12 protein-coding genes are annotated in these 14,064 nt (G+C 53.3%); 7 read left to right on the plus strand and 5 right to left on the minus strand.

Annotated elements, in window-relative coordinates; translation table 11 throughout:
- Positions 1-9 precede the first annotated feature (9 nt).
- Positions 10-3,162, minus strand: a complete 3,153-nt coding sequence (oqxB, locus tag BM427_RS20735) for a multidrug efflux RND transporter permease subunit OqxB (protein WP_090125192.1) — start codon at positions 3,160-3,162, stop codon at positions 10-12.
- A gap of 23 nt (positions 3,163-3,185) precedes the next feature.
- The gene (oqxA, locus tag BM427_RS20740) at positions 3,186-4,361 is read right to left on the minus strand and encodes a multidrug efflux RND transporter periplasmic adaptor subunit OqxA (RefSeq protein WP_090125195.1); all 1,176 of its coding nucleotides are present in this window, start codon (positions 4,359-4,361) and stop codon (positions 3,186-3,188) included.
- A 333-nt stretch (positions 4,362-4,694) separates the two neighbouring features.
- Here oqxA and BM427_RS20745 point away from each other — a divergent pair, with 333 nt between their 5' ends.
- Positions 4,695-5,057, plus strand: coding sequence for a helix-turn-helix domain-containing protein (locus BM427_RS20745; RefSeq protein WP_090125198.1), 363 nt, complete (start codon positions 4,695-4,697; stop codon positions 5,055-5,057).
- 134 nt (positions 5,058-5,191) lie between these two features.
- Here the strand turns inward: BM427_RS20745 and BM427_RS20750 are convergent, their stop codons facing one another.
- The 3 genes from BM427_RS20750 to BM427_RS20760 form a co-directional block, all read right to left on the minus strand.
- Positions 5,192-6,523, minus strand: coding sequence for a glycoside hydrolase family 28 protein (locus BM427_RS20750; RefSeq protein WP_090125201.1), 1,332 nt, complete (start codon positions 6,521-6,523; stop codon positions 5,192-5,194).
- Between the two features lie 259 nt (positions 6,524-6,782).
- Complete coding sequence (locus BM427_RS20755; protein WP_090125204.1) at positions 6,783-7,148, minus strand: hypothetical protein; 366 nt, start codon at positions 7,146-7,148, stop codon at positions 6,783-6,785.
- Positions 7,149-7,704: 556 nt separating this feature from the next.
- Positions 7,705-8,238, minus strand: a complete 534-nt coding sequence (locus BM427_RS20760) for a chorismate mutase (RefSeq protein WP_090125208.1) — start codon at positions 8,236-8,238, stop codon at positions 7,705-7,707.
- Positions 8,239-8,802: 564 nt separating this feature from the next.
- On the opposite strand from BM427_RS20760, the gene BM427_RS20765 reads away from it, so the two are divergent.
- The 6 genes from BM427_RS20765 (at position 8,803) to BM427_RS20790 (ending at position 14,056) form a co-directional block, all read left to right on the plus strand.
- A complete protein-coding gene (locus tag BM427_RS20765; RefSeq protein WP_090125211.1) occupies positions 8,803-9,237 on the plus strand; it encodes a RidA family protein in 435 nt (144 codons plus the stop codon).
- Positions 9,238-9,241: 4 nt separating this feature from the next.
- Complete coding sequence (locus BM427_RS20770) at positions 9,242-9,916, plus strand: DUF1028 domain-containing protein (protein ID WP_090125214.1); 675 nt, start codon at positions 9,242-9,244, stop codon at positions 9,914-9,916.
- A 15-nt stretch (positions 9,917-9,931) separates the two neighbouring features.
- Positions 9,932-11,089 (plus strand): acetylornithine deacetylase, encoded by a 1,158-nt coding sequence (argE, locus tag BM427_RS20775; protein WP_090125216.1) that lies wholly within the window; start codon positions 9,932-9,934, stop codon positions 11,087-11,089.
- A 208-nt stretch (positions 11,090-11,297) separates the two neighbouring features.
- The gene (locus BM427_RS20780; RefSeq protein ID WP_090125219.1) at positions 11,298-12,446 is read left to right on the plus strand and encodes an ABC transporter ATP-binding protein; all 1,149 of its coding nucleotides are present in this window, start codon (positions 11,298-11,300) and stop codon (positions 12,444-12,446) included.
- A 21-nt stretch (positions 12,447-12,467) separates the two neighbouring features.
- Positions 12,468-13,445, plus strand: a complete 978-nt coding sequence (locus BM427_RS20785; protein ID WP_302848383.1) for an NAD(P)H-quinone oxidoreductase — start codon at positions 12,468-12,470, stop codon at positions 13,443-13,445.
- Positions 13,445-14,056 carry a glutathione S-transferase gene (locus BM427_RS20790; RefSeq protein WP_090125225.1) on the plus strand — a complete coding sequence of 204 codons (612 nt, stop codon included), beginning with the start codon at positions 13,445-13,447 and terminating at the stop codon, positions 14,054-14,056. Before BM427_RS20785 ends, BM427_RS20790 begins: the two co-directional genes overlap by 1 nt.
- The last annotated feature ends 8 nt before the right edge of the window (positions 14,057-14,064 follow it).

Consider the following 14,064-nt stretch of genomic DNA (forward strand, 5'->3'; position numbering starts at 1 on the left):
GCAACGTCCCTACGCAGGCAGAACGTTGCTTACCGGTTTGCCGCGCGTCACGAACTTACGCAACGTAACGTAAAACACCGGCGTCAGGAACAGACCAAACAGCGTCACACCCAACATACCGGAGAACACCGTGATCCCGGTGACGCCGCGTACTTCTGCTCCCGCACCGTGGCCGAGGATCAGCGGGATCGTCCCGGCAATAAAGGCGATAGAGGTCATCACAATCGGGCGTAACCGCAGGCGGCAAGCCTCCAGCGCCGCCTCCATGATACCTTTCCCCTGAATTTCGAGCTCGCGGGCAAACTCAACGATCAGAATCGCATTTTTACAGGCCAGTCCCATCAGTACGACCAGACCGACCTGCACGAACACGTTGTTATCGCCACCGGTCAGCCAGACGCCAAAAAGAGCGGACAGCATTGTCATCGGAACGATAAGGATCACCGCCAGCGGCAACGTCCAGCTTTCATACAGCGCCGCCAGCACCAGGAAAGCCAGCAGCACCGCGACCGGGAAGACAATCAGCGCCGTATTGCCCTGAGTGGCCTGCTGGAAACTCAGATCCGTCCATTCAATATTCATCCCATTTGGCAGTATCTGTTTAGACATTCCGGCCAGTTGCGTCATCGCCTGTGCAGAAGAGAGTATGCGAGGATCGGCATCGCCAATCAGATCCGCAGCCGGATAACCATTGTAGCGGATCACCGGATCCGGTCCGTACGTGGTAGTGATCTTCACCATACTGCCAATCGGCACCATTTCGCCCTGATTATTACGGGTGCGCAAATTAGCAATGTCTTCCACGCTGTCGCGGAATGGTCCATCGGCCTGCGCCATCACGCGCCAGGTACGTCCAAACTGGTTAAAATCGTTGACATAAGACGATCCCAAATAGGTTTGCAGCGTAGCGAAAAGATCGGTCAGTGACACACCCTGCGCTTTCGCCTTATCACGATCGACCTGCACATCCAATTGAGGAACGTTAGCCTGGTAGGTTGAGATAGGGAAATGCATCCCCGGCGTCTGCATAATCGCGCCGGACATGGTGTTGACCGCGTTTTGTAGCGCGCCATAGCCAAGACCGGCACGATCCTGTATGTACAGTGAATAGCCAGACCCCTGACCCAGCCCTAAAATCGGCGGCGGTAAAATGGAGAAACCAAAGCCTTCCTGGATTTGCGCGATTTTAGCGTTGATCTCAGCGTTAATTTGCGCCGCAGTGTGTTTACGCTGGTCGAACGGTTTCAGGCCAAAAAAGACCGTCCCGGTATTCGGCGTATTGGTGAACTGCAGTGCATTAAGCCCAGGAAAAGCGACCGCATAATCCACGCCTTCGGTATTCATACCGATTTCGCTCATTTTACGGATCACCGCGTCGGTGCGCGCTAACGAAGAGCCTTCCGGCATTTTCACGCCGCCAATCAAATAGAGCTTATCCTGTGTCGGAATAAACCCGCCGGGTACGGCTTTAAACATGACGCCAGCAGCACAAAGCAACAGCACATAAACCACAAATACCGCACCACGTCGTCCGAGCGTTTTGCCCACCAGCCCCTGATAGCCGTTCGAGCTGCGGTGGAAAAAGCGGTTGAACGGACGGAAAAGCCACCCGAACAGACGATCGATAAGCCGGGTAGGAAAATCTTTCGGTGCGCCGTGCGGCTTTAACAGCAGGGCCGCCAGAGCCGGAGAGAGCGTCAGTGAGTTGATGGCGGAGATCACCGTTGAAATCGCGATCGTCACCGCAAACTGCTTGTAGAACTGACCGGTTACGCCAGAAAGAAACGCCATTGGTACGAATACCGCGCACAGCACCAGCGCAATCGCGATAATTGGCCCGGAAACTTCACGCATCGCCTGATGCGCAGCCTGAAGCGGAGCAAGCCCCTCTTCGATGTTTCGCTCAACGTTTTCCACCACCACGATGGCATCGTCCACAACGATACCGATAGCCAATACCAGCCCGAACAAACTCAGGGTATTAAGCGAAAAGCCAAGCAGGTAGAGAATGCTGAACGTTCCCACGACCGATACCGGCACCGCGATCAGCGGAATAATCGACGCGCGCCAGGTTTGCAGGAACAGAATCACCACCAACACCACCAGCACCACCGCTTCCAGCAGCGTTTGCACGACCGCGCGGATGGAATCGCGCACAAAAACCGTCGGATCGTAAGGTGCCGCCCATTTCATATCTTCCGGGAAACGCTTAGACAGTTCGTCCATTTTGGCGCGCACCGCGTTAGACAAATCGATGGCATTCGCCCCCGGCGACTGGAAAATACCAATCCCGACCGCGTCTTTATTGTTAAGCTGGGAACGCAGCGCATAACTGCCGGAACCCATTTCTATCCGCGCCACGTCGCGCAGGCGTACCAGCGAGCCATCTTGCGCCGTTTTCAGAATAATATTGCCAAACTCCTCTTCCGTATGCAGACGACCCTGGGCGTTAATAGAGATCAGAAAATCGCTCTCTTTCGGCAGCGGCTCAGCGCCAAGTTGCCCGGCGGAAACCTGAACGTTTTGCTCCTGCATTGCCGTCACCACATCCGAGGCAGTCAACCCCCGCGCGGCCACTTTATTGGGATCCAGCCAGATGCGCATCGCATATTCGCCTGCGCCAAAAATCTGAATTTGGCCGACGCCGGGCAGACGCGCCAGTTCATCTTTCACTTTTAGCGTGGCGTAGTTACGCATATACAGTGAATCGTATTTACCGCCGGGCGAAAACAGATGCACCACCAATGTGAGCGTCGGCGATTGTTTCTGGGTGGTGATACCCAAACGCCGCACATCTTCCGGCAGACGCGCCTCGGCCTGTGATACCCGGTTTTGCACCTGAACCTGCGCCTGATCGGGATCGGTACCCGGACGGAAAGTGACGGTGGTCACCAGTACACCGTCAGAGCCTGCGACAGATTTCATGTACATCATGTTCTCAACACCGTTGATCGCTTCTTCCAGCGGCGTCGCCACGGTCTCTGCAATCACTTTCGGGTTGGCCCCTGGATACTCCGCTCTCACCTGCACACTTGGCGGTACGACGTCAGGATATTCGCTGACCGGCAACAGGGGGATGGCAATTAATCCTGTAATAAAAATCAGAATCGACAGCACTGCGGCGAAAATCGGCCTGTCGATAAAAAAGCGGGAAAAGTCCATGTGTTGGATTCTCAGGTAAGGGATCAGTTGAGGGCGGTGCTGTCGGTCATGGCAACGGTTTTCGCGTTAACCGGCATACCCGGCATAAACACTTTTTGTAAACCATCGACGATGACTCTATCGCCTGGGTTTAGCCCCTGCTGCACGATGCGTAAACCATCGGCCAGACGCCCCTGAGTAATATCGCGACGCTGCGCTTTACCCTCTTTATCCACGATATAAACATATTTTCGATCCTGATCGGTCAGCACCGCTTTGTCGTCGATAAGCGTGGCTTTGAATTCAGCGCTGCCTGGCAGACGTACGCGGGCAAACAGTCCCGGCGTGAACTGACGCTGTGCGTTATCCAACAGCGCACGCATACGGATTGTGCCGGTACTCGGTGTTAACTGATTATCAAGAAAATCCACTTTGCCCTGATGGGGGTAACCCTGCTCGCCAACAAGGCCAATCTCAACCGGTAGCGCCAGATGATTACTGGACGCCCCTTGCCCGCTGCGGGCGAGATTTTGATAGTGCAGGTAGGTCGCCTCATCCACGTCAAAGTAGACGTAAACCGTCTTCTGCGATACCAACGTGGTGAGCACGCTGGCACTGTCACCCGCAGTGACCAGATTACCGCTGGTGATCAACGCGCGACTGGCGCGACCATCAATAGGTGCGGTGACTTTAGTGAAATCCAGGTTAAGTTGCGCGGCATCAACCGCCGCCTGCGCGGCGCGAATGTCGGCCTGCGCCTGGGCGGCGGCCGAACGGCGCTGCTCCCACTCTTCACGGGAGACCAGGTTGGTATTGATTAATTTATCGGTACGGTTAGCCTCACTTTGCGCCAGGCTGGCCTGCGTTTTGGCTCTCGCCAATGTCGCCTGAGCCTGTTCCAGCGCAGCGCGATAGGTTCTGTCATCAATGGTGAACAGCACCTCGCCCTTTTTCACCTCCTGGCCGTCGGTGTAATTCACTTTATCGATATAGCCAGAGACGCGGGGGCGTAGCTGAACACTTTCCACCGCTTCAATCCGACCGTTAAAGCTGTCCCACTGACTAATGGATTTTACCACCACGTTAGCAGCGCTGACGGCGGGAGCTTGTGGTGCGGCATTTTGCGCGACACTGTTATCGCACCCGACGAGCAGTATGGAGAGTAGCATCGCACCCAGCGCATTCAGATGAAAGTTAACCCAAGGTTTTGGCAGGCTCATTATTTTTATTCCGCTAATTGTAGCCGCCGGGCAAGACGCAGCGGGAGACGCCGCGCCACTTCCTTTGTCCGGGCTGGCTTAAGGTCATTTGTGTCGTTCATCGCCACAAAACTGTAACAGTTTCAAATACACTATCGCGGCGATTGTAGGAAGGCGCTTAATTAAGTGCAAGAATAATTGTTGCACTTTATGTGCTATTTGCATCAACGGTAAATAACCCGTTTCGAACAGGGATTTAAATGCAACAATAAAACTTGCAATTAATGCAAAAGCGGGCCACCTTAAATGCAACAAACAAAGATGCTTTTTAATAAGCCTGCGTGGAGAAACAAGATGAATACTGGCGCATTTATGCACGATTTACTCGACTGGATCGACAACAACCTTGAAAGCCGTCTGGACATTGACACTGTATCCAGACGAGCCGGCTATTCGAAATGGCACCTCCAGCGGATATTTAAAGAACATACAGGCTATCGCCTCGCCGAGTATATTCGCGCGCAAAAGCTGCAAAAATCGGTCGAGCGCTTAGCCCACAGCGACGAGCCAATTTTGAACGTGGCCATCGCGCTGGGCTTTGACTCCCAGCAGTCCTTCAACCGCAGCTTCAAGCGTCAGTATGGCCAGGCACCCGGCGCGTGGCGCCGTAGTATCGGCTACCCTAAAGGTACACCTGTGCGCCAGCAGTCAACATAATGATGGGTCGGGGTTTCAGTTCAGGGAAATCGTCGGTCTGACAGTTGCGGGCCAATAATATGATGGTCAGGCCGCCCGGTGTGTCCGGTTTGACGTTTCATTAAAATCGCCGCTTTCTCCGGTATTCCTTTTGCTCATGGTGCATCCGTCACGGGAAAGGGGATCCAGTTTTTTGCGCAATCAGCAGGCGCACTCGATCGCTGTAATGATGCTTCCCCCGGAGGAACAGGTGAAACGCCGCCTGGACCTATGAGGAGCTGCGCCGATTCGATTAGCCAGCGTGCCGCATTGCTGAAATAGACGCCGTCCAGGGCAAAATGCAAAGTATGAGCGGCGTCATAGCCGCGTAACACCAACTGGCCGGTTTCGCCGGCGATGTGACTTAGGGAGATATCACGGTAGACAGGAATGTTGCTACCGCTCGCGTGAACATCGTATCGCGTATCAAAGTCGAGTGGCCGACGATTCCCCCGCATACAAACATCTTCGTAGCGGATATCGCTGACAATTCCGCCCCGGCTGATGTCACTTTTGATGCGCAGCCCTGAGGTCGTACCGTCAAGCGTCAAACCACGCACCCGAATATTGCTGACACCGCCCACCGTCTCGCTACCAATGGACATCCCGTGTCCCCAATAAAAATGGTTGTCTACTAACAGCACATGACGCGTAGGCCCACCAGCGCCAGCTTTAATCGCCACATTGTCGTCACCGGTTCTGATGAAGCTGTGCGCAATCAGGATATTCTGCGACGAAATAGGATCAATGCCGTCGGTATTACGGGCATTCGCCGGTGTATCAATACGTACGCCCCAGAAAGTTGCACCCCGGGCATTTTTCAGGGTGACATGGAAGCCTGGTGAATTTCGCAACGTAATCCCGTGAAAAATAATATTTGAGCCATCGTCTATTTCGATCAAGCGAGGCACATTCTGCGCCGCGCCTTCAGTCTGTGCACGGCGAGCCAGCTGCCACCATGATTCATCCTCTCCTTTCATCAGCTTACCGCCCTGCCCATCAATAACCCCTTCCCCGACAATGCCTCCACCGTCGGTGTTCTTAAAAAGAATAAAAGGCCGGCAGCCATTCCCCTTATGATCGAGAGTTCCACAATGCCCATTTTCGTCGTAAATACGTGGGTCAGTATTGGCTGCCAGTAGTGCCCCATGCGAAATCCAGAGCGTAACGCCAGATTTCATTGTCAAAGGTCCACTGGAGAAACGACCAGCAAGGAGTTGTAAGGCCTCACCCTGTGGGCAGTTATCAATAGCAGACTGGAGTCGTTGGGTATCGTCTCCTGATGAATAAACCTGCCGGGGAACCAGTCTTGCGCAGATATGCGCAGGCAGCACAGGCTCAGGCAAATCAGGGCTATCATGGGCCAATGCCGTCACGCTGAACGCTGATACCAGGACGGCTAACATGCCAGCAATTATTACTTTCAGATGACAGCGAAGAATAGACATAATGATCCTGATAACAGAATTTTTTGAAATAGTGTAGCGTCGACACGAGAAAAAAATGTGGCAAATGTATATTCAGTTGAAGTGGCGTTTATGTTCGTTGAGAAAAAAAAGATATAATTTTTCGTTTCTTCATTTTTAGCACCGTTAGTGAACATAACATAAATTAAATCGTGCTGACTTTAAGAAGTCATACTGTTTTTCATTGTGCTTTCCTTTTTATTTTATGTAAAAGGAGAACTGTTTATGCTTACTCATCGCTTCACGGTTTTGTAAAGACCCGTCCTGATATTGCATCAAGGGCATTAACGGCATGCTTAACCTCTTCGAAATCATGATAAAACTGATTATTTAACGGCATGTGTTTCAGGATCCCAAGACAATAGTTCAGCGCGTTTAACGCATTGTGTATCGGGTAAAGACAAAGCATGGCGTTACTGTTCAGACTGGACCTGGTTAACAGGCGAATATCCTGTTCAATACCGGCCTTGATAACCTCCAGTTTAACGTGCAGCAAACGCAAGGTATCAGGCTCTTCGGGTTCCAGCATCAACACGTTAATCAACCCAATGGCTTCTTTAAAGTTTTTAATGATGGAGTTAATAAAATTACGCGCTTCAGATTCCATGTTCGCTCCGTAAATAGTCATTAATGCCTTCACTGTCATCGGGTATCATTGATGTTTTTAGCTGCAGGCATGCAAAAGTAAACAGAATTGCAATATAAGTAAAAAAACAGCCGGGAAGTTACCTGCCGACGTTCTCATTTTTATTAGATAATTTTAACGCTATAAAAGTAAACTTTACTGCAATAACTTCGTTAAATATCGTTAGCGATATAGTGATAAATGACTTCAGTGAGATAAAAAATGGATATCACATGCGCCTGGAGATAATGGCTAACAAAATATAATGAAGTTATGTCGATCCGTTTTACCTGTGAGAACACCAAGACGCTGTAATGGGAATCAGATAAGGATGAATCGTCGTTAACTTTCAGCGCTTGAATTATCGGGTTTGATATCGCCGCCAGACGACCCTGTCGGATTGAATAATCGTGATAAAATATTTCTTCCGTACCGCATATGCATCCAAAACGTTAATCGAGTCGACCTGAATTATCTGTGACGCGAAAACGCTTATCCGCACGGACGCTGAATCGCCTGGCAGCGCAGCAACGGTCACCTACTCAGCACGCTGAATAAAGCGCATGGTATCCAGTAGATTATCTTTCTCTGCTTCCGTCAGGTTCGGGGAGGCGGTTTTCTCAGCCAACCAGGCCCGCTCTGAATAAGAGAGATGACCTGTGCGAAGTCGCTGGCTGATCATCATAAGCAGATGTTTGTCCAGTTCATTGATACGCTGTCTGATTCCGTCAAGACAACGGTCAGTGACAGATAAATCGGGTTGAGCAAACCCGTCGGCCAGATAGCGATACTGTATCGCTTTTCCCGCATTCATTAACGCACTGATGAACGGCTCCACCGACTGCGGTTCAAGCCCGGCCTCATGCGCAGTATTCCGCGCCGCCGACAGCACTTTTTCTTCCCGCGCTAAATCCTCCACAGGTAAATGATACTTCGCCTTGTAGGCCGCAACATCTCTCATTATCTGCATTCGTTCGGTCAAGATTAACGAAAGGGCATTAAGACAAATGGAAGCAGAGGCTCCCGCAAAAACGCTTCCGGACATGAGTAGATTTGATGCAAAAATCTTCATAACCAGCCCTCAAAGAAAGGTGAGACACTTAATTTACATGCGCGATTATAACTAAAAATTACTATTTCGTTTCTGGATGTAAGAACCTGGCTATAAGCAAAACCAGCTTTGCGTCGCGCTTGTTATCTCGCAGCACTTACGGATCCAGCGCTGGCGGCTAGCAAGCTCTCTTTTCAGGTACCCCTTACGCGATTAACACGGGCTGAACAAAGGCGCCTGCGGAATAATTACCAAACCAAGGTTCTGCACACATCATTCACTTTTCATTAATTTAATTACGTTATTATTTCATCAAAGCGGCTTTAGGTAAGGAAATGTAACACGCTGATATCCATGTAGATTCATTGGCACTCCGCAAGTCTTGTAAGAGGCTGCGATTGAAATGTGGAAAAAACGTTAGCAGGCCTTTCGTGCTGGGGCGATCCGCCGTTTTATGATGACAAAAGCGGGGCGCGTCAGGAGAGGTATTCGCATTTTCTAAACTAACGCCTCGGATTATTCTGTTTTGTTTGTTATGCCTGAGAGGGTATACCTTGCCGGGAATCCATTTCCAGGCAGGCAGACATGAGCACACATACCCGCATTCGCAAATTCAATACGAAAGACACTTACCCAAATCAGTCACTTGATAACGATCTTTGCCAGGCGGTACGTGCAGGCAATACCGTGTACGTGCGCGGCCAGATTGGTACTGATTTCGAAGGCAACCTGGTGGGTCTTGGCGATCCGGCGGCGCAGGCCGAGCAAGCGATGAAGAACGTTAAACAACTGCTGGAAGAAGCAGGCAGCGATCTGTCACACATCGTTAAAACGACCACCTATATCATCGACCCTCGCTATCGTGAGCCGGTTTATCAAGTGGTTGGCAAATGGCTGAAGGGTGTATTCCCGATCTCAACCGGGCTGGTGATTTCTGCACTTGGTCAGCCGCAATGGCTGATGGAAATTGATGTTATCGCGGTGATTCCGGACGAATGGCAGCCGCAATCAGGAGCATAAAGTCATGACGTTATCGATTATCGGACGCTGCGCGCTAACCGGCCAGATTGGCATTGCTATCAGCTCTTCCAGCATCGCCGTTGGCGCACGCTGCCCCTGGCTGCGCAGCAAGGTCGGCGCCGTATCAACGCAAAACATCACCTTACCGGCGCTGGGGCCGCATATTCTTGATCGGTTACAGCAAGGCGACTCTGCCGAAACCGCACTGCAGTTCGGGCTTGGCACAGACGACTACTTCATGTACCGACAGGTAACCGTGCTGACGGCAGAAGGGAAAAGCGCGTTCTACAGCGGTGAAAAGACGTTAGGTGTCAACAACGCACTATGCGGGGAGAACTGCGTAGCAGCGGGTAATCTGCTGGCAAATGCGGATGTCATTAGCGCGATGGTCAACGCCTTCGAACAACAATCCGGGCATCTTGCTGACAGGCTGATTGCTGCGCTGCAAGCAGGCCTGCAAGCTGGCGGGGAAGCTGGCCCGGTGCATTCGGCGGCGCTGTCGATAGTCGATTCGCCCGTCTGGCCGATCGTTGACTTGCGCGTCGACTGGACCGACGCCGATCCGATTGATGAACTTAGTCAGCTTTGGCACGCCTATAAACCCCAGATGCAGGACTATTTAACCCGCGCGATCGATCCCCGCAGTGCACCGGGTTACGGCGTGCCGGGTGATGAGTAACCGCGAGGATATCCGATGATGAGCAGCCGCGAACTGCTGGAACAACTGGTGGCGTTTAACACCACCAGCCGCGAATCTAATCTGGCGCTAATCGACTTTGTTCGCCGCTATTTAACCGGGCTCGACGTTGACTGCGAACTGATTCACAACGACGAACGCAGCAAAGCAAATCTGTATGCCCGCCTTGGCCCGCCGGGTAACGGTGGCGTGATGCTCTCGGGTCACAGCGACGTGGTGCCCGTTGACGGGCAGAACTGGAGCGTTCCCCCCTTTGTGCTGACAGAGCGAGAAGGCAAATTGTACGGTCGCGGCACGGCAGACATGAAAGGCTTTATCGCCTGCATACTGGCAGCCGTACCCCATTTTCTCACGCAGCCGCTGGCACAACCGCTGCATCTGGCGATCTCGTATGATGAAGAAGTGGGATGCCTTGGTGTACGTACCCTGCTGGACGCACTTTCACTTCGCCCGGAAAAGCCCGACATCTGTCTGATTGGCGAACCCACCGAACTGCAACCCGTGCTCGGCCACAAAGGCAAGCTCGGTGTGCGCTGTGAGGTACAGGGCGCAGCCTGCCATTCGGCCTACGCACCACAGGGCGTGAACGCCATCGAATATGCCGCAAAACTTATCCACCAGCTTACGGTGATAGGCCAACGGCTGGCCGCGCCGGAACGTCAGGATGCGCGTTTTGATCCGCCGTTTACCACCGTGCAAACCGGTGTCATCCATGGCGGCCGGGCGCTAAATATCGTGCCTGCCGAATGTACGTTTGACTTCGAGGTGCGCACGTTGCCGCAGGATGACGCGCAGGAAGTGGCCCGGGAACTGGAGTGTTACACACAGCACGAACTCCTGCCACAGATGCACGCCGTGAATGGCGACGCGGCGATCCGCTTTTATCCCATCAGTGGTTATCCCGGTTTGTACACCGCCGCACAAAGCGCCGCTGCGCGGCTGATTGCCCATCTCACTGGTTCTGAAGCATTCAGCACCGTCGCATTTGGTACGGAAGGCGGGTTGTTTCATCAGGCGGGCATCCCCAGCGTAGTCTGTGGGCCAGGCAGTATGGCACAGGGCCATAAACCGGATGAGTTTATCACTGTCGAACAACTGGACGCCTGCGATGCCCTGTTACGTCGTCTTGCTGCGTGGATGTGTCAAAAAGCATGACGTTGCAGCAACTCTGCGCCCAACAAATTTTCAGCGTAAATTTTCTCCGTAAATGCAGAGCGCATCCTGGCCGCTGTGCATTTATCCACCCTGCCCTTTCATTGCTTTAACTTTTCCAAATGCCAGCTTCAGGAAGCACTAACCGCGTGATGCGCCCTTAAGCCGTATGCTGATAGTCAGTATTTGATAGCCCGTTTCTGGAGATTCCATGGTCAGTGCAGAAGTCACCACATTCCCGCAGCCCGAAACGCTGCCCCCCATCACGCACAACGCTAACGTTGCCGTACGGCTTGATGGTGTACTGAAACGCTTTGGCGATGCCATCGCCTTACACAAAATTTCCTTGATGATTGAGGAAGGGGAATTTATTACGCTGCTTGGCCCTTCAGGCTGCGGTAAAACCACGCTGCTGAATCTAATGGCGGGTTTCGCCGAAGCGGATGGCGGCGAGATCTTTATTGATGGCGATCTGGTTACCGATATACCGCCCTGGCAGCGTGAAATTGGCATTGTCTTTCAGAACTACGCGCTGTTCCCACATATGACGGTCGAGAAGAACGTGGGCTACGGACTGCGTATGCGCGGTGTGCCCAAAGCCGAGATCGCTGAACGCGTTGAGCAGGCGCTGGCGCTGGTGAAACTTGCCGGTTACGGTCACCGTAAACCACGTGAACTTTCTGGCGGCCAACAGCAGCGTGTAGCATTGGCTCGCGCGCTGGTGATTCGCCCCAAAGTTCTGCTGCTGGATGAACCTTTCTCCGCGCTGGACAAAAACCTGCGCCTGTCAATGCAGGTTGAGTTGAAAGCGATTCAGCGCAAGCTTGGCGTCACCACCGTCTTCGTGACGCACGATCAAGGTGAAGCGCTGAGCATGAGCGATCGTGTCGTCGTGATGTCGGCCGGTCATGTACGCCAGATTGGCACGCCGGATGAGATTTATCGCCGTCCGCAGGATCCGTTTGTCGCAGGCTTTGTTGGTGATGTAAACATTCTGCCGGGGCGCTACGCCGGTCGCGATGGCGTTGCAATACTGGCGCTGGGCGGTAATGTGCTGCGTCTGCCTGCGGAGCGCGTACATGCCACAATTAGCGACCGCCTTGATGTCTACGTCCGTCCGGAAAATATTCAGTTGGCAGCGCTTAGCCCGCATTCACTGTTTAGTGCAACGGTTATTGCCCATGTCTTTCAGGGCGATCACGTCGATGTACATCTTGATGTGCCCGCTCTGGGCAGCGCCGCGCTGTTTGCACGCCAGTCCGGCCTGAATTCGCTGACGCGCTGGCCGGTCGGTAGCCTGGTTGGCGTGAATGTTGATGATGAAGGCGTGTGCGCGTTTAGCACGGCAAACGAGGGATAGACACCGATGATATCTGAAATGATGAATGCCGTAATTGCGTGCCGTCCAGGAGGCCCGGAGGTGTTAGAACGCATACAGCGCCCTGTACCGCGGCCTGGTGCGGGTGAAGTGCTGATTCGTGTTGCCAGTGCGGGGGTCAATCGCCCCGATATCCTGCAGCGCAACGGCATGCCGCTGCCGCCAGGGGTAACTGATGTGTTGGGGCTGGAAGTCTCCGGCATCGTGGAGGCACTGGGTGCGGGAGTTGAATTCCCCACGGTTGGCTCGCCGGTAATGGCGCTACTCAATGGCGGCGGTTATGCAGACTACTGCGTGGCACGTGCTGAACTCTGCTTATCCGTACCTGAAACGCTGCCGCTCACGCAGGCAGCAGGCGTGCCGGAAGCAGCCTTTACCGTATGGCATAACCTGTTTGAACTGGGGCGTTTGCAACCGGGCGAAACCGTATTGATTCACGGTGCGGCCAGCGGCGTTGGCACGTTTGCTATTCAGTGTGCACAAGCATGCGGAGCGCGCGTGATTGCGACGGCTGGCAGTGATGAAAAGATGACGGCGCTGCAACAGCTCGGTGTATGGCGTGCCATCAATCGCCACAATGAAGATTTTGTCACCGTCGTGCTTGCCACAACCGAAGGACGCGGCGTCGATGTGGTGCTGGATAATGTCGGTGGTGATTACGTGGCGCGTAACCTGAGCGTGTTAGCACCAGGCGGACGTCATGTCAGTCTTTCATTTATGCAGGGCGCAAAGATTGAACTCGATCTGCAACTGGTGATGCGCAAAGGACTGAGCCTGACCTCTTCTACCCTGCGCCCCAAAAGCGCGGCCGAGAAAATGCGTCTGGCACAGAGTATCAACAAACATCTGTTGCCGCTGATCGCCGCAGGAAAAATCGCACCGACGCTGTATCAAACCTTGCCGTTAGCGCAAGCCGCAGATGCCCATCGTATCCTTGAAGCCAACGCCAACATCGGCAAAGTGCTGCTACAGGTGGCCTAATGATGCAACTCTTTTTTGCCGCCACGTCCGCTTATGTACGCAAAGTAATGGTGTGCGCAACCGTATTGGGTCTTGCTGCCGAGATAGAACGGCTGGACTCTGCCGCCCATCCGATCGAACGCGACGAACGTATCGCCGTGTTTAATCCTCTGGCAAAAGTACCGGCACTGCGCACCGAAAACGGCATCAGTCTCTATGACAGCCGGGTAATTTGCGAATACCTCAACGCGCGGGCCGGGGGCGATTTATACCCGGAACAGGGTGATGCGCGCTGGAGAAGTCTGGCACGACAGGCACTGGGTGACGGGATGATCGATGCCGCATTACTGGCGCGCTACGAATACAGTGCGCGTCCACCTGAGAAACAGTGGCAGAACTGGGCTGACGCACAGCTGAAAAAAGTTACCGCCGCACTGTCAGAGATCGAAGGCCAGGTCAGTGATTTCAGCGAAAATCCCGACGACATTGGACTGATTGCTATTGGCTGCGCGCTCGGTTATCTCGACTTCCGTTTTGCCGAACTCAACTGGCGCGTTGGCCACCCGCTGACCGCCGCATGGTTCGCCGTCTTCGATGCGCATCCGGCGATGGCCGCGACGCGTCCGTATTAATCAGGAGT

It is taken from the genome of Kosakonia arachidis (assembly GCF_900116535.1).
Lineage (GTDB): Bacteria > Pseudomonadota > Gammaproteobacteria > Enterobacterales > Enterobacteriaceae > Kosakonia > Kosakonia arachidis.